The sequence below is a fragment of the Pseudomonas sp. DG56-2 genome (genome assembly GCF_004803755.1).
Classification (GTDB): domain Bacteria; phylum Pseudomonadota; class Gammaproteobacteria; order Pseudomonadales; family Pseudomonadaceae; genus Aquipseudomonas; species Aquipseudomonas auratipiscis.
Genome location: NZ_CP032311.1, coordinates 1,689,149 through 1,711,434 on the forward strand (window position 1 = coordinate 1,689,149; position 22,286 = coordinate 1,711,434).

The window sequence follows — 22,286 nt, forward strand, 5'->3', positions numbered from 1 at the left end:
GATCCGGAGCCTTCCAGATCAGCCAGGGTTCACAGGTCATGAGCGCAGTTCGCAGCAAAATCTGTGGTATTACTCGCATTGAAGATGCGTTGGCGGCGGCTGAGGCTGGCGCCGATGCCATAGGCCTGGTGTTTTATGCCAAGAGCCCGCGCGCGGTAGATGTGCAGCAGGCGCGGGCAATTATTGCCGCCTTGCCACCGTTCGTGACCACCGTGGGCCTGTTCGTCAACGTCAGTCGCTGTGAACTGACCGAAATCCTCGAAGCGGTACCATTGGATTTGCTGCAATTTCATGGGGATGAAACCCCGGCTGATTGTGCCGGTCATAACAGGCCGTGGATCAAGGCCTTGCGCGTGCGTCCCGGTGACGACCTCGAAGCGGCCTGCAAGCTGTACAGCGGTGCCAGCGGGATTCTTCTCGACACCTACGTCGCTGGTGTGCCGGGCGGCACGGGTGAGGCGTTCGACTGGTCGCTGGTGCCGGAAAAACTGAGCAAGCCGATTATTCTTGCCGGTGGTTTGTCGCCGCACAACGTTGCCAGTGCCATCGCTCAGGTGCGCCCTTATGCGGTAGATGTCAGTGGCGGAGTGGAACAGGCCAAGGGCATCAAGGACAGCGCCTTGATCGAGGCTTTTATCAAGGCGGTGAAGCAGGCGTGAAAACGTCTGCCGTTGTCGATGTGACGGCTGGCCGTGCGCCATCGTCCATAGCTTTCGCAGCCAATTGCTGCCTGATCGCGCCCATGGGCCGGTCGAAATTGCCGGGTGTCGCCGTTGGCGTCGCCCTTACAGGTTGGCGATGGAGCGGTATCAGGGCACCTCGCTGTATGTGGGGCGCCGGAGCCGGCCCATCATCGCTTCATACATGAATTGAGCTCAAGGGCATACGCGCGAACCTGACAGCCAAAGCCTGTCGGTCGTCGTTACTGGAGAAAGAAAGCATGAGCAACTGGTTAGTAGACAAACTGATCCCTTCGATCATGCGTTCCGAGGTGAAGAAGAGTTCCGTGCCGGAAGGGTTGTGGCACAAGTGCCCGTCCTGCGAAGCGGTCCTGTATCGCCCGGAGCTGGAAAAGACCCTGGATGTTTGCCCTAAGTGCAACCACCACATGCGCATCGGCGCCCGTGCGCGTATCGATATTTTCCTTGATGCCGAAGGTCGTGCCGAGCTGGGCGCCGACCTGGAGCCGGTCGACCGCCTGAAATTCCGTGATGGCAAGAAGTACAAGGACCGCCTGACCGCTGCACAGAAGCAAACGGGCGAAAAAGACGCGCTGATCTCCATGAGCGGTACCTTGCTGGGCATGCCCGTTGTCGTCAGCGCCTTCGAGTTCTCGTTCATGGGTGGTTCGATGGGGGCCATCGTCGGTGAGCGCTTTGTTCGCGCTGCCAACTATGCTCTGGAAAACCGCTGCCCAATGGTGTGCTTCTCGGCCTCCGGTGGCGCCCGTATGCAGGAAGCGCTGATCTCGCTGATGCAGATGGCCAAGACCTCCGCAGTGCTTGCACGCTTGCGCGAAGAGGGAATTCCATTCATCTCGGTGTTGACTGATCCCGTCTACGGCGGTGTTTCGGCAAGTCTGGCAATGCTGGGTGACGTTATTGTCGGTGAACCCAAGGCGCTGATCGGCTTCGCAGGTCCTCGTGTCATCGAGCAGACCGTGCGAGAAAAACTGCCAGAAGGCTTCCAGCGCAGCGAGTTCCTCCTGGAGCACGGCGCAATCGACATGATCATTCCGCGTCAGGAATTGCGTCATCGCCTGGGTAATCTGCTCGCACAAATGATGGGCCTGCCGACGCCGAAGTTCGTCGAGCCAGTGCTTGAACCGATCGTCGTACCACCGGTGCCTGCCAACGTATGACCCAACGTACCCTTGGCGACTGGCTCGCCTATCTCGAGCAGTTGCACCCCTCGGCCATCGATATGGGCCTGGCGCGTTCGCAACAGGTTGCGGCCAGGCTCGGGCTGGACAAGCCGGCGCCACGGGTCGTCACCGTGACCGGCACCAATGGCAAGGGCTCGACCTGCGCCTTCGTGGCGGCGTTGTTGCGGGCCCAGGGCCTCAAGGTCGGGGTCTATAGCTCGCCACACCTGCTGCGCTACAACGAGCGTGTGCTGATCGACGGCCGTGAGGCCGGCGATCAGCAACTGTGTGATGCGTTTGCTGCTGTTGAAGCCGCTCGCGGTGAAACGTCGCTGACCTATTTCGAGGCCGGAACCCTGGCGGCCTTCTGGCTGTTCAAGCAGTCGGCTCTGGATGCCGTGGTGCTTGAAGTCGGCTTGGGCGGGCGGCTGGATACCGTCAATATCGTCGATGCCGATGTGGCGCTGGTTACCAGCATTGGTGTCGACCATACCGATTACCTGGGCGATACCCGCGAGTCGGTGGCATTTGAAAAAGCCGGTATTTTCCGTCAGGGCAAGCCTGCGCTGTGTGGTGATCTGAATCCGCCACAGCCACTGCTCGACAAGGCCCGTGAGCTTGGTTGCCCCTTCCTGCTGCGCGGTCGAGATTTTGACCTGGCCAGCACCGATCGGTATTGGCAGTGGCGGGGCGTGGACAGCCGTGGCCAGCAGGTCGAGCTGCACGACCTGCCATTGCTTGACCTGCCAATGGAAAACGCAGCGCTGGCGCTGCAAGCCTACCTGCTGATGGATCTGCCTTGGGATGCCGGGCAGATCGCCGCGGTGTTGCAATCCACGCGCATGGTCGGTCGTCTGGATCGTCGCGCATTTCGCTGGCAAGGCAAGGCGTTGACTATCCTCATGGATGTCGGCCATAACCCCCATGCAGCCGAGTACCTGGCGCAGCGCCTGGCTGCAAGGCCGGTGGCGGGCAAGCGTCTGGCCGTGTTCGGTCTTCTCGTCGACAAGGATCTGGACGGCGTGGTGCAACCGATGTTGGGTGCGGTTCAGCGTTGGGCGGTTGCGCCTCTGGATACGGCTCGCAGTCGGTCGGCAGGCGAGCTCGAAGTAACCCTGGCGAACCTCGGTGCCGAGGTGGCGTCTTATTCCAGCGTGGCGCAAGCTCTCGACGGGCAGTGTGCGCTGGCAACGGCAGAAGATGAAATTCTCCTGTTCGGATCGTTTTTCTGTGTCGGCGAGGCCCTACAGTGGCTGGATCGGCAGACCACGGAGGAAGAAGCAAATGGCATTGCTGGATAAAGTGGTCAAGCAACGGATGGTGGGGGCGCTGGTGCTGGTGGCATTGGCGGTGATTTTCCTGCCGATGTTGTTTTCCCGGGAAGACGAGATGCGCCAGGTGCGGGTCCAGGCCCCTGACGCACCCGCAGCGCCAAGCATGCCCCAGGTGCAGGTCGAACCGGTGCAGGTGCCGGAGCCCAAGGTACTGCCAGAAGAAAACCCGGTGATTGTCGATGAGTCCACGGCGCCAGCCCAGACCCCGAGCGCACCTATCGCCCCTGCGCCGAGCGTTGTGCCTGAGCCCGTGCCAGCTCCCGCTCCGGCTGTAGCGGCCAAGCCTGTGACACCGCCGCCAGCGGCCAAGCCACAAGCCCAGCCGGCACCTGCCGTGGCCACTGCGGCCAAGCCTGCGGCAGGCAAGATCGACGCCAATGGCCTGCCAGTCAGTTGGTCGGTGCAATTGGCCAGTCTGTCCAATCGGGCTGGGGCCGACAACCTGCAGAAAACTCTGCGCAGCCAGGGTTATAACGCCTACATTCGTTCTGCCGGTGGCATGAACCGGGTGTACGTCGGACCGTTGATCGAGCGTGCCGAGGCCGAGCGTCTGCGGGATGTGATCAGCCGCCAGCAGAAGCTCAACGGCATTGTCGTGCGCTTCCAGCCCGAGCGCAGCTGAGTGTTCGTCGCCCGGCCCGCGCCGGGCGGCAAATCACTGCTTACCGACAGCCCGTTGCTCTGGTAAAATGCGCCGCCTTATCCGTTTGCAGGCAACACTGTGGCATTTACCTGGGTCGACTGGGCGATTTTCGCGATCATCGCCATTTCTTCGCTTATCAGTCTCAAGCGCGGCTTTGTCAAAGAGGCCTTGTCGCTGCTTACCTGGATCATTGCCGGCGCTGTAGCCTGGATGTTCGGTGGCTCGCTGTCGCAGTACCTGGAGTCTTACATCCAGACGCCTTCGGCCCGGGTCATCGCGGGATGCGCCATTCTTTTCGTCGCCACCCTGCTGGTGGGGGCCATGATCAATTTTCTCATCGGCGAGCTGATTCGCGTCACCGGGCTTTCCGGGACCGACCGCTTCCTGGGCATGGCATTCGGTGCCGCCCGTGGGGCCTTGCTGGTGGTGGTGGCCGTCGGGCTGTTGAGCCTGGGGCCAGTACAACAAGATCAGTGGTGGCAGGATTCTCGCCTGATACCACAATTTCTATTGGTAGCTGACTGGTCGAAAAACCTCATCCTGGGGTTCACCAGTCAGTGGCTAGCCAGCGGGATCAGCGCACCGGCTGATCTTCCGTTCAAGGAACAGCTCCTGGGGCCAAAAACGCCTTGAGAGCTGCTCAGTCCAGTTTCATTAAGTAGGGGTTGCGTCGCATGTGTGGCATCGTCGGTATCGTCGGTAAGTCGAACGTCAATCAGGCGCTGTATGACGCGCTAACCGTCCTCCAGCACCGCGGCCAGGACGCTGCCGGTATTGTGACCAGTCATGATGGCCGGTTATTCCTGCGCAAGGACAACGGCCTGGTCCGTGACGTATTTCAACAGCGCCATATGCAGCGCCTGGTCGGCCACATGGGCATTGGCCATGTGCGCTACCCGACTGCGGGCAGCTCGACCTCAGCCGAGGCCCAGCCGTTCTACGTCAACTCGCCGTACGGCATCACTCTGGCGCACAACGGTAACCTGACCAACGTTGAACAGTTGGCCAAGGAGATCTACGAGTCCGATCTGCGTCACGTCAATACCAACTCCGACTCCGAAGTCTTGCTCAATGTCTTCGCTCATGAGCTGGCGGTGCGCGGCAAGCTGCAGCCGACCGAAGAAGACGTATTCGCCGCCGTGACCGATGTGCACAACCGTTGCGTTGGCGGCTACGCGGTGGTGGCGATGATTACCGGTTACGGCATCGTTGGTTTCCGTGACCCTAACGGTATCCGTCCAATCGTTTTCGGCCAGCGTCATACCGACGAAGGCGTCGAGTACATGATCGCCTCCGAAAGCGTTTCGCTGGACGTGCTCGGTTTCACCCTGATCCGCGACCTGGCCCCGGGCGAAGCGGTTTACATCACCGAAGAAGGCAAGCTGCACACCCGTCAGTGCGCAACCAACCCGCAATTGTCACCGTGCATCTTCGAGCACGTTTACCTGGCTCGCCCTGACTCGATCATCGACGGCGTCTCGGTCTACAAGGCACGCCTGCGCATGGGCGAAAAACTTGCCGAGAAGATCCTGCGTGAGCGTCCGGAACATGATATCGACGTGGTCATCCCGATTCCCGACACCAGCCGTACCGCCGCTCTCGAGCTGGCCAACCACCTGGGCGTCAAGTTCCGTGAAGGTTTCGTCAAGAACCGCTACATCGGCCGTACCTTCATCATGCCCGGCCAGGCCGCGCGCAAGAAATCGGTGCGCCAGAAGCTCAACGCCATCGAGCTGGAATTCCGCGGCAAGAACGTGATGCTGGTGGATGACTCGATTGTCCGCGGCACCACCTGCAAGCAGATCATCCAGATGGCCCGCGAAGCCGGAGCGAAGAACGTTTACTTCTGCTCGGCAGCGCCAGCGGTGCGTTTCCCCAACGTCTACGGCATCGACATGCCGAGCGCTCATGAACTGATCGCGCACAATCGCAGCACTGAAGATGTGGCCGAGCTGATCGGCGCCGACTGGCTGGTCTACCAGGACCTGCCGGACCTCATCGAATCCGTGGGTGGTGGCAAGATCAAGATTGAGCATTTCGACTGCGCAGTGTTCGACGGCAAGTATGTGACCGGCGACATTGACGAGGCCTACCTGGAAAAGATCGAGCAGGCGCGTAACGACGCCTCCAAGGTCAAGAACCAGGCGGTCAGCGCGATCATCGACCTCTACAATAATTGATTTAGGAGTGGCGGCATGACACAGGAATGGGATGCCGGACGCCTGGACAGCGACCTCGAAGGGGTCGCTTTCGATACGCTGGCGGTACGCGCCGGCCAGCATCGCACGCCGGAAGGTGAGCACAGCGATCCGCTGTTCTTCACCTCCAGCTACGTGTTCCGTACAGCGGCCGATGCCGCTGCACGGTTCGCCGGCGAGGTTCCAGGTAACGTCTATTCACGCTACACCAACCCCACCGTACGTGCGTTCGAAGAGCGCATGGCTGCTCTGGAAGGCGCTGAGCAAGCAGTGGCGACGTCCACCGGTATGTCGGCGATCCTGTCCACGGTAATGGCCTTGTGCAGCGCTGGCGACCATATCCTGGTCTCGCAGAGCGTATTCGGCTCGACCATCAGCCTGTTCGAGAAGTATTTCAAGCGCTTTGGCGTGCAGGTCGATTACGTACCGCTGGCGGATCTGGCCGGCTGGGATGCGGCAATCAAGGCCAATACCAAGCTGTTGTTCGTCGAGTCGCCGTCCAATCCGCTGGCCGAGCTTGTGGATATTGCGGCACTGGCCGAAATCGCCCACGCCAAAGGTGCTCAACTGGTGGTCGACAACTGCTTCAGCACACCGGCCTTGCAGCAACCGCTGAAGCTGGGTGCCGATATCGTCGTGCATTCGGCCACCAAGTTCATCGATGGCCAAGGCCGTTGCATGGGCGGTGTGGTTGCCGGGCGAAGCGAGCAGATGAAAGAGGTCGTGGGCTTTTTGCGCACTGCGGGGCCATCGTTGAGTCCGTTCAACGCCTGGATCTTCCTCAAGGGCCTGGAAACGCTCAATTTGCGTATGCGCGCCCACTGTGCCAGCGCGCAGATTCTGGCTGAATGGCTGGAACAGCAGGACGGTATCGAAAAGGTTCACTACGCGGGGCTGCAGAGCCATCCACAGCATGTTCTGGCGAAAAGCCAGATGAGCGGCTTTGGGGCGGTGGTCAGCTTTGAGGTCAAGGGTGGCAAAGAGGGCGCCTGGCGCTTCATCGATGCCACGCGCCTGATCTCGATCACCGCCAACCTTGGTGACAGCAAGACCACCATCACTCATCCGGGTACCACGTCCCACGGCCGTTTGTCGCCGCAGGAGCGAGAGGCCGCCGGTATCCGCGACAGCCTGATTCGCGTGGCTGTGGGCCTGGAAGATGTAGCCGACCTCAAGGCCGATCTGGCCCGCGGTCTGGAAGCGCTGTGATCGACTGGTCAGCGGGCGACAGCAACCATAACGGTCGCGTCGCCCTGGTGACCGGTGCGGCACGCGGCATCGGCCTGGGCATTACTGCCTGGCTGATCGCCGAGGGCTGGCAGGTGGTGCTTACCGACCTGGATCGGGTACGCGGCGCCAAGGCGGCCAAGGTTCTGGGAGACAACGCCTGGTTCATCGGCATGGATGTCGCCGACGAGACTCAGGTGAAGGTCACAGTGGCTGAAGTACTTGGCCAGTTTGGTCGTCTCGACGCTCTGGTGTGCAATGCCGCCATTGCCGATCCGCACAACACCACCCTGGAAACCCTGAGCCTTGCGCACTGGAACCGGGTGCTGGCGGTCAATCTGGGTGGTCCGATGCTATTGGCCAAGCACTGTGCGCCGTATTTGCGTGCCCACGGCGGTGCAATCGTCAACCTGGCGTCTACCCGTGCTGCGCAATCGGAGCCCGACACCGAAGCTTACGCGGCCAGCAAGGGTGGCCTGCTGGCGCTGACCCATGCCCTGGCGATGAGCCTGGGGCCTGAAATTCGCGTCAATGCTGTAAGCCCCGGCTGGATCGACGCACGCGACCCCTCGGAGCGTCGTGCCGAGCCGCTGAGTGAAGAAGATCATGCTCAGCACCCGGCGGGCAGGGTAGGGACGGTAGAAGACGTTGCAGCCATGGTTGCCTGGTTGTTGTCGCGCAATGCCGGCTTTGTCACTGGCCAGGAGTTCGTGGTCGACGGCGGTATGACCAAGAAGATGATCTACAAGTAACACTGCTTTTTTGCCCTTTTTGAAAAAAACTTCAACAGGGGTATTGACTTAGCATCGATACCTGCGTAAATTTCGCCACCTCAGCGAAGCACACGGGTGATTAGCTCAGCCGGGAGAGCATCTGCCTTACAAGCAGAGGGTCGGCGGTTCGATCCCGTCATCACCCACCACTTCCTGAGATGTTCCTGGCCCGACACTTTCCAACGAGAGTGTTACCAGAGAGGAACAGGACGCAAGTCCATATGCGCAGCGGTAGTTCAGTCGGTTAGAATACCGGCCTGTCACGCCGGGGGTCGCGGGTTCGAGTCCCGTCCGCTGCGCCACTTTTCTCCAGATCGGTTTAACGACCGGTTTGAGGTCCGAAGGCACCGAAGCCTTCAGGCCAGATCCCAGTTTCAAGCAAGCTAACGCTTGTATGATACGCAGCGGTAGTTCAGTCGGTTAGAATACCGGCCTGTCACGCCGGGGGTCGCGGGTTCGAGTCCCGTCCGCTGCGCCATATTTCTTCGAGGCCCTTGAACTCCTCGAAGTAACGAAGAGAGCGACCTAAGGTTCGCTTTTTTTGTGCCTGAGATCAGCGCCAGTTTCGCGATCCAGGTCAGCACGACACGCAGCGGTAGTTCAGTCGGTTAGAATACCGGCCTGTCACGCCGGGGGTCGCGGGTTCGAGTCCCGTCCGCTGCGCCATATTGAAGCATCAAAGAAAGCGACCTACGGGTCGCTTTTTTTGTGGGCGTGCATTTTTGCGACAAGGGCAGAATTAATTTTCCAGGGAGATCGTCTGCCTGCGGTTTCGTAGATCTGCCGATGTGTTGCACAATAGGCGCCGATCGTTTTACTCAGGATTTGCAATGTCACAGTCAACCGTCTTCAGTGCGCTTGGGCTGGCCCTGGTGCTGGCGGGTATTTCAGGCTGTTCTTCGAAGAAAGCTGCCATCTACGAACACGAAAATTTCGACGATTCGGGAACCTATTCGCGCAGCTTCGCAGTGAGCGAAGCGGGTACCTGCGAGGCTGCCCGCCGCGCCTTGCTCAGCCAGGGCTACATCATCACCAGCAGCGATGCCGGGCAGGTCAACGGCAACAAAAGCTTCCAGCAGACCGGCGAATCGCATCTGCAGATAAGTTTCAATGTGGTCTGTGCCCGCGACAGCGGTGACGAGCAGCGTTCGACCATGTTCGCCAACGCCCTGCAGGACCGCTACGCGCTGAAAAAATCCAATACCTCGGCAAGTGTCGGGGTAGGGGTGCTGGGCTCGCTGTCGATGCCGATCGGCTCCACGGACGACTCGATGGTCAAGGTCGCCAGCGAAACGGTCACCTCGGCCAAGTTTTATGAGCGGTATTTCGCGCTAGTCGAAAGTTTCCTGCCCAAAGAGCAGAAGAAAAAAGTTTCGCTGAAAAAGCCGGTTGAGAAGCCCGCGCCCGTGTTGGGTGTACCTGAGAGCGTTCCTGTGGCTGCGCCAGCGGCCCTGGCACCGGTCGAAACCACAGCGCCAGTGGCAACCCCTGCAGTTGTCGAGCCAGCGCCGGCAGTGGCCGTACCGGTCGTCGAGGCTGCACCGGCTCCGGTGGTCGATGACAGCAGCGGCTCGCAGCCGGTACCACCCCCTGTCGAAGCTGCGCCGATCAATGTTGAACCATCGACGCCAGCGCCGACCGCTACCGAACCTGCCTCGACCACGGCGCCACAAGCACCTGCAGGCAGCCCTGAACAGGTTGCGCCGTAGGCAAGGATAATTTTTCCATCTGCTGCTACGTTGTGTTGATAAGCGTCATTGTCATTTTTCTTTCATCGCGGCACTTTAGGCTCGATGACGAATCTATGAAATGAATGAAAACGACGGAGCAGATGATGGACGACTATCAAGAAGAACTACTCGAATACCGCGCCTTTGAGCTTGACCCGCTTGAGCCTGCCGAAGATGCCACCGAGCTGTAGCATCAGCCGGTGCGCCGCTGGCTGCGGCGAAATTCTCCCGGGGTCATGCTGTTCCAGCGCTTGAATGCACGTTGAAAAGCTTCAGCCGAAGCAAACCCGAGCAGATAAGCTATCTCGCCAAAGGCCAGTTCGGTGTCGCGAATGTAGGTCATGGCCAGATCGCGACGGGTGTCATTGAGGATTGCGCGAAACTGAGTGCCTTCCTCGGCCAGCTTGCGTCGCAATGTCCAGGTAGGCAGTTGCAGGTGCTGCGCCACTTCTTCCAGATCCGGTTCCCGACCGCCATTTAGCAATGGTCCCAGCAAATGGGCGATGCGTTCGCTCAAGCTGCGGATACGCGTGCGTTGCTCCAGTTCCGCTTCACACAACTTCAATAGATGCTGCCAGGTGCTGGGGCAGTGTGCAGGATTGCGCAGTGCAAGGCTTGTGCGGTTGAGGTGTAGTTGATTGGTGGGGGCGCAAAACTGTATCGGACTGCTGCTCAAGGCCTGGTAATGGTCGGCATAGACCGGAGCGTCGAACTCAATCTCCACGCGATCGGCTACAAGGTTCACCCCGGCAAGGCTCGACAGCTGGGTCAGCCAGCCAGACAGCAAGGAGTCCACCACAAAACGGTTGTAAGCGTTGTAGGGGCTGATGGAATAAAACCGCAGCCAGGCGCCGCTGCTGTCTTCATGAAAGCTTGAGTGACCGCGATAGTTGGCCGCATACAGCGGTTCGAAGCGCAGCAGTGTGCGCGCCGCCTCGCCTACCGTCGGCGCCTGGGCGGCGGTAACCCCGGCGAGGCCCGCCTGGTTCAAACGACTGATTCGGCCCATATGCAGGCCCAGGGCCGGTTCCCCGGTCAGTTCGATGGCCGCGTGACCCAGGTGCATGTAACGCGGAATCGACAAGCGGGCCCCGGCTTCAGCCAGGCGCGCTTGGTCCAGCCCGTAGCGCTGCAGCAGCGCTGTAGGGTCGATGCCGCGTTGCTGCAGGGTTTCGCTGAGGCTCTGGATGAATCCGACAGACAGATCCCCCAGGCGCATCCGTGGCCGATTCATGCCGCACTACAACCACAGATTAAGCATGCGAGCGCCGTTGGCGCTGCTGCTTTGCAGGTTGAGTCCGGCGTGGTTGGCAAAGCCCTGGCCTTCGGCTACGACGTCCCAGAACCGTCCGTGCAGAAACACGCTCATGCTGCTCATGCCGCTGGGGTTGGCGCTGCGGGTCAGCTGTTGCCAGGCCTGGGCTTCACTGATTTCTCCAGGCTTGATCGGCAGTGAAGCCGCCAACGGCTGGTGGCGGTTGCCGCGCCAGGGCCCATTCCAACTGCCCTTGCCGCCGAGGAAGGCGGGATTGGCAAGGATCTGCGCCGACTGGTTGGCCAATTGTTGTTGATTGCTCGGGTACCAGCTATCGCTGCCGATCAGCACGCCCAGGCGTCCGGCCGGGGTCTGCAATACTTGCGGTGGCTGGTCGATGCCACTGCTGATGTAGCGGCGTACTTCACTGTCGGGGTGTTGTTGGCGCAGGGGCTGGCCGAGCACCGAACCGTCGCCGGCGAATACCAGGCTGCTGTTGTACAGCGCGCCAGAACCGACGTGCAGGGTACCCTGCTCGACATAGGGCGATGGCAAGATAATCGAGCCTGCCACCAGGGTCACGCCGAACTCTTTGGCCAGGTTACCGAAAACCTGCTGGTAGTCGCTGGCCATTTGCTGGGCCTTCATGCGCAAGTGAGCATCAGAGCGACGGTCGTCTCCTTCGGCGCCAAGCATGGCCAGGCCGTAACGGACCGGGTTGCTCAGTTCCAGCCACTTCCAGGCTTCACGGCGGTCAGTGACCTGGTACAGCTCGTTTTTCTCCCCGCGGGCCCAGAGCCAGGTGCCGATATGTTCCGGCAGGATGACGATAGTGCGGGCGTTAATCAGCCCTCGCGCACGAGCCTGCTCAAGGTAGGCGGAGAGTTTGCGCTGCAGGCGTTGCAGGTTCTGATAGTCGCTGGGGAACAGCTGCGGCTCTACGCCCAGCAGGTTGCCGTGCTCGGTGGGGACGCCTTCGCTCATGACCAGGTCAATGCGCAGGTCCGACAGGTAATGGCCGGTCGGCCGTCGCTCGGTCCAGAACCCGTAGCCACAGAGTGCGGCAATAACAATCAGCGCCAGGGCGCTCAACAGAAGTTTTCGCATGAAACAGCACAGCGCCGACGAGGGATTCGGCCTCTAGGGTAGACCTCGGGTGCAGTAGGATCAATAACTTGTCACTTTCGGTCATTGAGCCTTGTGCCCGTGCTCTTTAATGTCGGCCTCAGATAACTGACGGGCCCCGCCAGCCTTGGCGAGGTGCCCGCATCCTGTGATTACGCCTGTTGTGGAGTTCACTATGGCCGCCGCTCGTTACCCGCATTTGCTCGCCCCGCTGGACCTGGGTTTTACCACCTTGCGCAACCGGACCCTGATGGGCTCCATGCACACCGGCCTGGAGGAAAAGCCAGGTGGCTTCGAGCGCATGGCGGCCTACTTCGCCGAGCGCGCCCGTGGCGGTGTCGGCTTGATGGTTACCGGTGGAATTGGCCCGAACGTGGAAGGCGGGGTGTACTCCGGCGCTGCCAAACTGAGCACCCCGGAAGAAGCTGAAAAGCACCGTATCGTCACTCAGGCCGTGCATGAGGCGGGTGGTAAGATCTGCATGCAGATCCTTCATGCCGGTCGTTACGCCTACAGCCCCAAGTCGGTGGCGCCAAGCGCCATTCAGGCGCCGATCAATCCGTTCAAGCCCCGCGAGCTGGATGAAGAGGGCATCGAAAAGCAGATCCAGGATTTCGTCAATTGCTCGTTGCTGGCGCAAAGCGCCGAATACGATGGTGTCGAAATCATGGGTTCGGAAGGTTACTTCATTAACCAGTTCCTCGCCGCCCACACCAACCAGCGTACCGACCGTTGGGGCGGCAGCTACGAAAACCGCATGCGCCTGGCGGTGGAGATCGTCAGCCGTGTGCGCGAGGCTGTCGGTCCGAACTTCATCATCATCTTCCGTCTGTCGATGCTCGACCTCATCGAGGGTGGCAGCAATTGGGAAGAGATCGTGCAATTGGCCCAAGCGATCGAGAAGGCGGGTGCAACCATCATCAACACCGGCATCGGCTGGCACGAAGCGCGAATCCCAACCATCGCCACCAAGGTTCCGCGGGCCGCTTTCAGCAAAGTTACGGCCAAATTGCGCGGCGCGGTACAGATCCCGTTGATCACCACCAACCGCATCAATACCCCGGAAGTGGCCGAACAGATTCTCGCCGAAGGCGATGCCGACATGGTGTCGATGGCGCGTCCGTTCCTCGCCGACCCTGAATTCGTCAACAAGGCGGCGGCCGGCCGTGGTGACGAGATCAACACTTGCATCGGTTGTAATCAGGCCTGTCTGGATCACACCTTTGGCGGCAAGTTGACCAGTTGCCTGGTCAACCCACGTGCCTGTCATGAAACCGAGCTCAATTATCTGCCTGTCACTCAGGTCAAGCAGATCGCTGTCGTCGGCGCCGGCCCGGCCGGGCTTGCTGCGGCCACCGTGGCGGCCGAGCGCGGCCATCAGGTGACGTTGTTCGATTCGGCCAGTGAGATCGGTGGCCAGTTCAATGTAGCCAAGCGTGTACCGGGCAAGGAAGAGTTCTACGAAACCCTGCGCTACTTCAAGCGCAAGCTGCAGACTACCGGTGTGGAGGTGTGCCTCAACACCCGTGTCGATGTCGAGCAGCTGGCAAGCGCTGGCTATGACGAGATCATTCTGGCGACCGGTATCGCACCGCGCTTGCCTGCCATTGCGGGGATCGAGCACAGCAAAGTGCTGAGTTATCTGGACGTCCTGCTTGAGCGCAAGCCGGTGGGCCAGAAGGTGGCGGTGATCGGCGCTGGCGGCATTGGCTTCGATGTCAGCGAGTACTTGGTTCACCAAGGTGTGGCCACCAGTCAGGATCGCGAGGCATTCTGGAAAGAATGGGGGATCGACACCGCCTTGAATGCGCGTGGTGGTGTGGCTGGTATCAAAGCCGAGCCGCATGCTCCGGCGCGTCAGGTATTCCTCCTGCAGCGCAAGAAAACCAAGGTCGGCGACGGCCTGGGCAAGACCACAGGCTGGATTCACCGCACCGGCTTGAAGAACAAGCAGGTTCAGATGCTCAACAGTGTCGAATACCTGAGCATCGATGATGCCGGTCTGCATATCCGTATTGGTGAGGGGGAGCCGCAACTTCTGCCAGTTGATAATGTGGTCATCTGTGCCGGGCAAGACCCGCTGCGTGAGTTGTACGATGGCCTGCAGGCTGCCGGGCAGTCGGTGCATTTGATTGGCGGCGCCGACGTGGCCGCCGAGCTGGATGCCAAGCGGGCGATCAACCAGGGTTCACGTCTGGCGGCTGAGCTCTAAGCTTAAAGCTTTGCGCGCGTCGGGGTGTCTGTCCCGTCGCGCTGTTAGACTGCTACATCCTTGTGGCAGCGATCTGTACATGACTGGCTTTGATGTTCTTCCCCATGCGCCTCTGCAACGACTTCAATTGGACTGGCTGCTGCCGTTCGGCGTTGAGCTGGCGGTGCTGCGCCTGGATCTTATTGACCCGCTGATCAGTGGCAACAAGTGGTTCAAGCTTGTTGAGCACTTGCGACTGGCTGAAAACGCCGGAGCCGCAGGTGTGATCAGCCTTGGCGGTGCGCATTCGAATCACCTTCACGCCTTGGCTGCTGCCGGTAAACGCTTCGGCTTCGCCACTGCTGGCCTGTTGCGCGGTCATCCACAAGCCACGCCCACGGTACGCGACCTGCAAGATTTCGGTATGCAGTTGCATTGGCTTGGATATGCAGGATACCGAGCTCGTCATCACGCGCAATTCTGGCAGCCTTGGCAGGCACAATACCCGGGTTGGCATTGCGTTCCCGAAGGCGGAGCAGGGGCGCTTGGGGTCAAAGGCTGCGCCTTGATCGTTGAACAGGCGCAGGCCCAACTGGCGAACATCGGTTGGCTGGACTATGACGGCTGGTGGCTGGCGGCGGGTACCGGTACGACCTTGGCAGGGCTGGTGCTGGCCGAGCGCGGGGCTCATCAGGTTCATGGTGCCTTGGCAGTTCCATGGGACCACGGTGTGCCTGCGCAGGTCGAAGCCCTGGCCGGGACGAGCGGTTATCGACTGTATGACACCTGTCGTGGTGGTTTCGCCAAGGTCGATGAGGCATTGCTGGGGTTTATCGCCGCCAGCCAAGCGCAGTCCGGTGTGCCACTGGAGCCGCTTTACACCGGTAAGGCCCTGCTGGCGTTGCGTGAGCAGGTTGAAACAGGTGCTTTTGCGTCAGGCACACGGCTTATCTTCCTGCACAGCGGCGGCCTGCAAGGCCGCCGCGGCTTTGCCTAGTTGTTGCGCGGCAGCATGCGAATCAGGGTGTTATCTCGCTGCACATAGTGATGATAGAGGCCAGCCAGAGCATGCAGTCCGATCAGCCAGTAGCCCCAACTGCCAATGCGCTCGTGCCAGCCCTTGATGAATTTAGCCATGTCCGGATCTGGCGCAATCAGCGCGGGCAATTCGAAGCCATAGAACGGAATGGGTTTGTTTGCTGCACTGAGAATCAACCAGCCGGCAATTGGCAGGCCAATCATCAACAAGTACAGGGCCAGGTGCATCAAGTGCGCAAGGCCGGTCTGCCATGCCGGAGGGGCCGGGACAATCGGTGGTGTCGGGCGGCTCAGGCGCAGCGCCAGACGCAGCCACACCAGTACGAATACCGTCAGGCCAAGCATGAAGTGCAAGTCTTTCATCAAGTTGCGCTCGACGCTGTCCTTGGGGAACATTCCGCGCAGTTCGATCAGGGCATAGACGGCGGCCAACAGCACCAGCATCAACCAGTGCAAGGCAATCGACAGGCCACCATAGCGGGCTACGGGGGTTTTCAGGGTCATGGTCATTCCTCGTGATCAGGTCTAAATCCGCGTTCTTCTAGACGCAGTGACGTCACTGTAATCGCTGACAAGTGGATTACTCGTCAATTGCAACAAAAAATTGCTATCGGATTATTGATCTGTCGCTAGAATCCGGCGTTTCTTCCCTTCGCGATCCTGGTTTCTCCCATGCTCATGGCGTCGTTGATTTTTCTGCTGACCATTACCCTGGTGATCTGGCAACCCAGAGGCCTGGGCGTTGGCTGGAGTGCTACGGGTGGCGCGTTGCTGGCACTGCTCAGTGGTGTGGTGCACTGGAGTGATATCCCGGTGGTCTGGCAGATTATCTGGAACGCCACGGGTACTTTCGTTGCGCTGATCATCATCAGCCTGTTGCTCGACGCCGCCGGTTTCTTTGCCTGGGCGGCCCTGCATGTTGCACGTTGGGGTCGAGGCAGTGGCAGGAGGCTGTTCTGTTTTATCGTCTTGCTTGGCGCGTTGGTGTCGGCCTTGTTCGCCAACGATGGCGCCGCATTGATTCTTACCCCAATCGTGGTTGCCATGCTGCTGGCACTTCGTTTCAGCCCGGCAGCGACCCTGGCATTTGTGATGGCTGCAGGGTTTATCGCCGATACGGCAAGCTTGCCGCTGGTCGTGTCGAACCTGGTCAATATCGTGTCAGCGGACTTCTTCGGTATTGGCTTCAACCGTTATGCCGCGGTCATGGTGCCGGTGAACCTGGTCAGCGTGGTGGCAACCCTGGTGGTATTGCTGTGGTATTTTCGCCGCGATATTCCGGTCAACTATGACCCTCTGCAGTTGGATCGACCGCGCAGCGTGATTCAGGACCCCGCGACGTTTGTTGCTGGTTGGCTGGTGCTGGCGATCTTGTTGATCGGCTGCTTTGCCCTTGAACCGCTGGGAATTCCCATCAGTGCAATTTCAGCGGTGTGTGCGCTGGTATTGCTGCTGGTCGCCGCACGCGGACACAAGATCTCGACGCGCAAAGTGCTGAAAGAAGCGCCTTGGCACATCGTGGTGTTTTCCCTGGGGATGTACCTTGTCGTCTATGGCTTGCGCAACGCTGGCTTGACCGACGCCCTGGCCGGTTGGCTGGATGGCTTTGCTGCTGGCGGCGTGTGGGGCGCGGCCATGGGCACGGGACTGTTGGCAGCGTTGCTGTCGTCGATCATGAACAACTTGCCGACGGTGCTTATTGGCGCCTTGTCCATCGATGCAAGCTCGGCCACTGGCGTGGTCAAGGAAGCGATGATTTACGCCAACGTGATCGGCAGCGACCTGGGCCCGAAAATCACCCCCATTGGCAGCCTGGCGACCTTGTTGTGGTTGCATGTGCTGGAGAGCAAGGGGGTGAAAATTGGCTGGGGGTACTACTTCAAGGTCGGCATCGTGCTGACGCTACCAGTGTTGTTGCTGACGTTGGCGGCGTTGGCGCTGCGGTTGAGCTTGGGTTAGGGGGGGCAATCTATCGCCGGGTTAAGTGCAGGCTTCGTTCGGCCAGCCATCGCCAACAACAAACACGCGCGACGCTTCCTCCCAGTGATCGTCTGACCTTTGCACAAAACGCACCAGCAGTTGCGCAGGTGCCGAGGGATCAAGCGCCTGGAACCAGGTATTCAACCGTTGCGGGCTCCAGCACGCTTCATCGGTGCAGCGCGCGGGCGCGAGCCAGGCATGGCGGGGTAGGGGCTGCCAGAATCCGGGCGGGCTTTGTTCGACAAACGCCGGCCAGTCGCGCCGGTGCAGCCACTGTCCGCGCAAGTGCTGGGGATGAGCGCCCTGGGGTGGGGCGATGTGTTCTCCCGGCCATGGGTAGAACAGATAGCCCGCTAGCCACAGTTGAGCGCTGAACTCCCCGATATCCAGTGCCGCCAGCGCTTCGCGACTTTCAGCGCGGGCGGAAATCGGCAATTGATGGTCGCTCAGATGGGCAAGCTTGCGATCCAGGCGGTCGTGGCAACCCGGCCCCAGCCAGTGCGCCGGGTCCTTGCCATTAGCTATTGCTGGCCCCAGATAGAGTTTGATCGCCAGTTCCAGGTGGTGCACCCCTTGCGCGTCACGCAAAAGGATATCCAACTCGCCCAAGGTGTGGCCGGCGGTGCGGATCGGCAGGTTCGCCGCAATCAACTCCACGCCTGGCGCCTGCTGCAAGGCAAACTGCCAAAGTCGTTCGTAGTACAGGCCCAGACGGCGAGTGGTGCCCTGGGCTAGCCATTGGCTCAGGGTGCTACTGTCGCCATCCAGGGCTTGTAGCCACTGCTGCAACCGCTCAGGATGCTGGACCCAGTCGCTGGCAGCCAGCGGATGGCGTTGCGGCCAAGGCGTTTCAACCAGCAGAGGAGGCGCGAGCAGGGTCCAGGCCAAGTCGCGTACTGCAGACTGGCGCAACTGGCGAGGCAAGTCGATCAGGCCGGGGAAAGGGTTCATCCAGCGAGCATAGTCGTTAAGCCTCCGGCCTTGGTGTTTTTCTCCGGCGTTTGCTGCCAGCTGGCGCTTTCGCCCATAATTGAACTCTTTGGCCAATTCGCCTTTTTACCCGCCGTAGTGCCTAGCAGGAGCCACATGGAGCAATTTCGCAATATCGGTATCATTGGCCGCCTTGGTAGCTCCCAGGTGCTCGATACTGTTCGCCGACTGAAAAAATTCCTGCTGCAACGGCATCTGCACGTCATCCTCGAGGACACCATCGCCGAAGTACTGCCGGGCCACGGCCTGCAGACCTCTTCGCGCAAGTTGCTGGGTGAGGTCTGCGACCTGGTCATCGTGGTCGGCGGGGACGGCAGTCTGCTTGGTGCGGCCCGGGCCCTGGCCAAGCACAACACGCCGGTGCTGGGCATCAACCGCGGCAGTCTCGGGTTTCTGACCGATATCCGTCCCGACGAGCTGGAAGTAAAAGTCGCCGAGGTCCTCGACGGTCATTATCTGGTGGAGAATCGCTTTCTGCTCCAGGCGGAGGTTCGGCGTCACGCCGAAGCCATTGGCCAGGGCGACGCGCTCAATGATGTGGTGCTGCATCCGGGCAAATCGACGCGGATGATCGAATTCGAAATCTACATCGATGGCCAGTTTGTCTGCAGTCAGAAGGCCGACGGCCTGATCGTTGCCACCCCGACCGGCTCGACCGCCTACGCCTTGTCGGCGGGTGGGCCGATCATGCACCCCAAACTCGACGCCATCGTCATCGTGCCGATGTATCCGCACACCTTGTCTGGGCGACCGATCGTGGTCGATGGCAATAGCGAGCTGAAGATCGTGGTGTCCAAGGATCTGCAGATCTACCCGCAAATCTCCTGTGACGGCCAGAACCACTTCACCTGTGCACCGGGCGACACCATTACGGTGAACAAGAAACCGCAGAAGCTGCGCTTGATTCATCCGCTCGATCATAATTATTACGAGGTCTGCCGGACCAAGCTCGGCTGGGGCAGCCGCCTGGGTGGTGGAGGCGAGTGATGCTCGATCCAGCCCGTAGTTACGATCTGATTGGTGACGTGCACGGCTGTGCGCATACCCTGGAACGCCTGCTCGATGCCTTGGGTTACAAACGCCAGGGCGGGGTCTGGCGTCATGCTCAGCGCCAGGCACTGTTTCTGGGCGATATCATCGACCGCGGTCCGCGGATCCGCGAGGCGTTGCATATCGTCCACGACATGGTCGATGCCGGCCAGGCTCGTTGCATCATGGGCAATCATGAGTACAACGCCCTGGGCTGGAATACCCCGGCCTTGCCTGAAAGTGGCAAGCAGTTCGTGCGCGAGCATACCCCGCGCCACGGTCGCCTGATCTATGAAACCCTGACCCAGTTCGAACAGCATCCGGGCGATTGGCACGATTTTCTCGAATGGTTCTACGAGCTACCGCTGTTTCTCGATGCCGGGCGCTTCCGTCTGGTCCATGCCTGCTGGGACCCGCGGCTGATCGAACCGTTGCGCAAGCATCATCCCGATGGCTGTATCGACGAGCATTTCATCCAGGCTTCTGCCGAGCCTGAAAGCTTTGCGGCGACGGTCTGCAACCGCTTGCTGCGCGGCACCGACATGCGCCTGCCGGATGGTCTGACCCTGACCGGCGGTGACGGCCTGACCCGAGCCTTCTTCCGTACCAAGTTCTGGGAGGAAGACCCGCAGACCTACGGTGATATTGTGTTCCAGCCTGATGCCTTGCCCGAAAAAGTGGCTAGCACGCCGTTGAGCCACACGCAGAAGAATGCCTTGCTGCGCTACGGTGAAGACGAACCGATGCTGTTCGTCGGCCACTACTGGCGCAGCGGCAAGCCGGCACCGATTCGTTCGAACCTGGCCTGCCTGGATTACAGCGCGGTGTTGTACGGCAAATTGGTCGCCTACCGTCTTGATGATGAAACTCGAATCGACCCACGCAAATTCGTCTGGGTCGATGTCGATCGGCCGGAGGCCAGTCAATGAGTGCAGTGGTGGTGTTACGGATGCCGTTGAACATCGACCTGAGCGGCTTTGTCGGCCTGTTGCGGCGCCTGCAGGTGCCACATCGGGTCAGCGAGGAAGGTGGCGAGCAGGTGCTGTGGGTGGCGGAAAACCTTGCCGAAGATGTGCGCGAGTTGTACCAGCGCTTTCCTCTGGGCGACGCTGACTTCCAACTGCCTGCCGATGCCGCCTTGGCGCCACCACCAAGGCCGCGGCTTGCCGAGCAGTTGCGCGCCAGCAAGGCTACCGCCGGGATACTTTTGCTGTGTTTGATCGTTGCCGGACTGACCGGCCTTGGTGACAACTTCGCCACCTTGAGCTGGCTGACCTTTCTCGATTTTCGCGTACAGGGTGATTACCTGTACTTCATCCCGTTGGCTACAAGCCTCGCCGATGGCCAGTGGTGGCGGTTGTTTACGCCGATGCTGGTGCATTTCGGCATCCTCCACCTGGCCATGAATGCCTTGTGGTATTGGGAGTTGGGGCGACGTATCGAGCTGCGCCAGGGATTCTGGGCGTTGCTGAGTCTCACCCTGTTGTTCAGCCTGGTATCGAACATTGGTCAATACCTGTTCGGTGGCCCGAGCCTGTTTGGTGGCCTGTCCGGGGTGCTTTATGGCTTGCTCGGGCATATCTGGTTGTACCAGTGGCTGGCGCCGAACCCGGTGTACAGGATGCCGCGCGGAGTGCTGGTAATGATGCTGGTCTGGCTGCTGTTGTGCTTGTCCGGACTGGTCAGCTTGCTGGGCTTTGGCCAGATTGCCAACGCCGCCCATGTCGGCGGGTTGTTGGTCGGTTGCCTCAGCGGGCTCTTGGGCGGGGCGCTGGCCCGGCGTAAACTTACGGCTTGATTTGGGAGACGCTATGTCCACTTTTGCGCAAATGATCGAAAACATCACCCCGGAAATCTACGCGAGCCTGAAACAGGCCGTGGAACTGGGCAAATGGGCGGACGGGCGCAAGCTCACCACCGAGCAGAAAGAACTGTCGCTGCAAGCGGTGATTGCCTGGGAAATGCAGAATTTGCCTGAAGATCAGCGCACCGGCTACATGGGCGCGCAGGAATGCGGGTCGAAGTCGGCGCCAGTCGAGAACATCCTGTTCAAGTCGGATGCGATCCATTGATCGAACTTGGCCGCGGCTCCATCAGTAAAATGTCGGCGCGTCTCGACGCGCCTGTGGTGCAGTACGCTTTTCGTCTGGGTGAGCAGGAAGTGCCGGTCAATCCGCTGATCGGCAAGACCCTGCGCCTGGAATACCTCGGTGCCATTCATTGCAACCACTGCGGTCGCAAGACCAAGACCAGCTTCAGCCAGGGCTACTGCTACCCGTGCATGACCAAGCTGGCCCAGTGCGATGTGTGCATCATGGCCCCGGAAAAATGCCACTACGATCAAGGCACCTGCCGCGAGCCCTCATGGGGCGAGCAGTTCTGCATGACCGATCATGTGGTGTACCTGGCCAACTCCTCCGGCATCAAGGTCGGCATTACCCGTGCCACCCAGTTGCCGACGCGGTGGCTCGACCAAGGTGCAAGCCAGGCCTTGCCCATCGTGCGGGTCGCCACCCGCCAGCAGTCGGGGCTGGTCGAGGACCTGTTCCGTAGCCAGGTTGCAGATCGCACCAACTGGCGGGCACTGCTCAAGGGCGATGCCGTGGCGGTAGACCTGCTGGCGATCCGCGATCAGTTGTTCGACAGCTGCGCAGAAGGCCTGAGCACACTGCAGGAGCGGTTCGGCTTACAGGCCGTGCAACCGTTGAGTGATGCCGAGGTGGTGGAAATTCGCTACCCGGTCGAGGCTTATCCAAGCAAGATCGTCAGCTTCAATCTGGACAAGAACCCCGTGGCTGAGGGCACGCTGCTGGGCATCAAGGGCCAGTACCTGATCTTCGATACCGGTGTGATCAATATTCGCAAATACACGGCGTATCAGCTCGCCGTGCATCAGTAAAAGGACCGCC

21 protein-coding genes and 4 tRNA genes are annotated in these 22,286 nt (G+C 60.3%); 21 read left to right on the plus strand and 4 right to left on the minus strand.

The genetic code is table 11. The features are described 5' to 3' along the window. Positions 1 to 38: 38 nt before the first annotated feature. The 13 genes from D3Z90_RS07920 to D3Z90_RS07980 all read left to right on the plus strand — a co-directional run bounded on the left by D3Z90_RS07920 (position 39) and on the right by D3Z90_RS07980 (position 9,748). Positions 39 to 659, plus strand: coding sequence for a phosphoribosylanthranilate isomerase (locus D3Z90_RS07920; RefSeq protein ID WP_136475212.1), 621 nt, complete (start codon positions 39 to 41; stop codon positions 657 to 659). A gap of 281 nt (positions 660 to 940) precedes the next feature. Next, positions 941 to 1,861, plus strand: coding sequence for an acetyl-CoA carboxylase, carboxyltransferase subunit beta (gene accD, locus D3Z90_RS07925; RefSeq protein WP_136475213.1), 921 nt, complete (start codon positions 941 to 943; stop codon positions 1,859 to 1,861). Next, positions 1,858 to 3,165: a bifunctional tetrahydrofolate synthase/dihydrofolate synthase gene (folC, locus tag D3Z90_RS07930; RefSeq protein ID WP_136475214.1), complete on the plus strand. Its 1,308-nt coding sequence runs from the start codon at positions 1,858 to 1,860 to the stop codon at positions 3,163 to 3,165. The genes accD and folC overlap by 4 nt, the downstream gene beginning before the upstream one ends. Beyond that, positions 3,149 to 3,820, plus strand: a complete 672-nt coding sequence (locus tag D3Z90_RS07935) for an SPOR domain-containing protein (RefSeq protein ID WP_136475215.1) — start codon at positions 3,149 to 3,151, stop codon at positions 3,818 to 3,820. The genes folC and D3Z90_RS07935 overlap by 17 nt, the downstream gene beginning before the upstream one ends. A gap of 99 nt (positions 3,821 to 3,919) precedes the next feature. Continuing rightward, a complete protein-coding gene (locus tag D3Z90_RS07940; RefSeq protein WP_136475216.1) occupies positions 3,920 to 4,474 on the plus strand; it encodes a CvpA family protein in 555 nt (184 codons plus the stop codon). Positions 4,475 to 4,515: 41 nt separating this feature from the next. Beyond that, entirely contained in the window at positions 4,516 to 6,021 is a 1,506-nt protein-coding gene (gene purF / locus D3Z90_RS07945; protein ID WP_136475217.1) for an amidophosphoribosyltransferase, read from the plus strand. 15 nt (positions 6,022 to 6,036) lie between these two features. Next, positions 6,037 to 7,248 (plus strand): O-succinylhomoserine sulfhydrylase, encoded by a 1,212-nt coding sequence (locus D3Z90_RS07950; protein WP_136475218.1) that lies wholly within the window; start codon positions 6,037 to 6,039, stop codon positions 7,246 to 7,248. Then, positions 7,245 to 8,018, plus strand: a complete 774-nt coding sequence (locus D3Z90_RS07955) for an SDR family oxidoreductase (protein ID WP_136475219.1) — start codon at positions 7,245 to 7,247, stop codon at positions 8,016 to 8,018. Before D3Z90_RS07950 ends, D3Z90_RS07955 begins: the two co-directional genes overlap by 4 nt. Before the next feature lie 94 nt (positions 8,019 to 8,112). Continuing rightward, positions 8,113 to 8,188: transfer RNA gene (locus D3Z90_RS07960), tRNA-Val, on the plus strand. 76 nt (positions 8,189 to 8,264) lie between these two features. Then, a tRNA-Asp gene (locus D3Z90_RS07965) sits at positions 8,265 to 8,341 on the plus strand. Between the two features lie 99 nt (positions 8,342 to 8,440). Further along, positions 8,441 to 8,517 (plus strand) — tRNA-Asp (locus D3Z90_RS07970). A gap of 111 nt (positions 8,518 to 8,628) precedes the next feature. Further along, positions 8,629 to 8,705: transfer RNA gene (locus D3Z90_RS07975), tRNA-Asp, on the plus strand. Positions 8,706 to 8,869: 164 nt separating this feature from the next. Then, positions 8,870 to 9,748 carry a DUF2242 domain-containing protein gene (locus tag D3Z90_RS07980; protein ID WP_136475220.1) on the plus strand — a complete coding sequence of 293 codons (879 nt, stop codon included), beginning with the start codon at positions 8,870 to 8,872 and terminating at the stop codon, positions 9,746 to 9,748. 214 nt (positions 9,749 to 9,962) lie between these two features. Here D3Z90_RS07980 and D3Z90_RS07985 read toward each other — a convergent pair whose 3' ends face one another. Then, positions 9,963 to 11,003, minus strand: coding sequence for an AraC family transcriptional regulator (locus tag D3Z90_RS07985; protein WP_136475221.1), 1,041 nt, complete (start codon positions 11,001 to 11,003; stop codon positions 9,963 to 9,965). A 6-nt stretch (positions 11,004 to 11,009) separates the two neighbouring features. Continuing rightward, positions 11,010 to 12,131: a carbon-nitrogen hydrolase family protein gene (locus D3Z90_RS07990; RefSeq protein ID WP_136475222.1), complete on the minus strand. Its 1,122-nt coding sequence runs from the start codon at positions 12,129 to 12,131 to the stop codon at positions 11,010 to 11,012. Positions 12,132 to 12,324: 193 nt separating this feature from the next. On the opposite strand from D3Z90_RS07990, the gene D3Z90_RS07995 reads away from it, so the two are divergent. Together D3Z90_RS07995 and D3Z90_RS08000 are read left to right on the plus strand one after the other, a co-directional pair. Continuing rightward, positions 12,325 to 14,361 (plus strand): NADPH-dependent 2,4-dienoyl-CoA reductase, encoded by a 2,037-nt coding sequence (locus D3Z90_RS07995; protein ID WP_136475223.1) that lies wholly within the window; start codon positions 12,325 to 12,327, stop codon positions 14,359 to 14,361. 79 nt (positions 14,362 to 14,440) lie between these two features. Continuing rightward, positions 14,441 to 15,337, plus strand: coding sequence for a 1-aminocyclopropane-1-carboxylate deaminase/D-cysteine desulfhydrase (locus tag D3Z90_RS08000; RefSeq protein WP_136475224.1), 897 nt, complete (start codon positions 14,441 to 14,443; stop codon positions 15,335 to 15,337). Here D3Z90_RS08000 and D3Z90_RS08005 read toward each other — a convergent pair. Next, complete coding sequence (locus tag D3Z90_RS08005) at positions 15,334 to 15,882, minus strand: cytochrome b (RefSeq protein WP_136475225.1); 549 nt, start codon at positions 15,880 to 15,882, stop codon at positions 15,334 to 15,336. The two genes, D3Z90_RS08000 and D3Z90_RS08005, sit on opposite strands and share 4 nt — an antisense overlap. Before the next feature lie 168 nt (positions 15,883 to 16,050). Between D3Z90_RS08005 and D3Z90_RS08010 the strand changes: the two genes are divergently transcribed. Beyond that, the gene (locus tag D3Z90_RS08010; protein ID WP_136475226.1) at positions 16,051 to 17,337 is read left to right on the plus strand and encodes an arsenic transporter; all 1,287 of its coding nucleotides are present in this window, start codon (positions 16,051 to 16,053) and stop codon (positions 17,335 to 17,337) included. A gap of 21 nt (positions 17,338 to 17,358) precedes the next feature. Here D3Z90_RS08010 and D3Z90_RS08015 read toward each other — a convergent pair whose 3' ends face one another. After that, on the minus strand, positions 17,359 to 18,309 hold the full coding sequence (locus D3Z90_RS08015) for a DUF1853 family protein (RefSeq protein WP_136475227.1): 951 nt from the start codon (positions 18,307 to 18,309) through the stop codon (positions 17,359 to 17,361). Between the two features lie 135 nt (positions 18,310 to 18,444). Between D3Z90_RS08015 and D3Z90_RS08020 the strand changes: the two genes are divergently transcribed. Genes D3Z90_RS08020 through D3Z90_RS08040 form a run of 5 tightly spaced genes read left to right on the plus strand, consistent with a single transcriptional unit; the run spans position 18,445 to position 22,276 of the window. Continuing rightward, positions 18,445 to 19,335 (plus strand): NAD(+) kinase, encoded by an 891-nt coding sequence (locus tag D3Z90_RS08020; RefSeq protein ID WP_136475228.1) that lies wholly within the window; start codon positions 18,445 to 18,447, stop codon positions 19,333 to 19,335. Continuing rightward, the gene (locus tag D3Z90_RS08025; protein WP_178084174.1) at positions 19,332 to 20,306 is read left to right on the plus strand and encodes a metallophosphoesterase; all 975 of its coding nucleotides are present in this window, start codon (positions 19,332 to 19,334) and stop codon (positions 20,304 to 20,306) included. The genes D3Z90_RS08020 and D3Z90_RS08025 overlap by 4 nt, the downstream gene beginning before the upstream one ends. Next, complete coding sequence (locus tag D3Z90_RS08030) at positions 20,303 to 21,175, plus strand: rhomboid family intramembrane serine protease (protein WP_136475230.1); 873 nt, start codon at positions 20,303 to 20,305, stop codon at positions 21,173 to 21,175. Before D3Z90_RS08025 ends, D3Z90_RS08030 begins: the two co-directional genes overlap by 4 nt. A 13-nt stretch (positions 21,176 to 21,188) precedes the next feature. Beyond that, positions 21,189 to 21,449, plus strand: a complete 261-nt coding sequence (locus tag D3Z90_RS08035) for a YeaC family protein (protein WP_136475231.1) — start codon at positions 21,189 to 21,191, stop codon at positions 21,447 to 21,449. Beyond that, positions 21,446 to 22,276, plus strand: coding sequence for a DUF2797 domain-containing protein (locus tag D3Z90_RS08040; RefSeq protein ID WP_136475232.1), 831 nt, complete (start codon positions 21,446 to 21,448; stop codon positions 22,274 to 22,276). Before D3Z90_RS08035 ends, D3Z90_RS08040 begins: the two co-directional genes overlap by 4 nt. Positions 22,277 to 22,286: the final 10 nt, after the last annotated feature.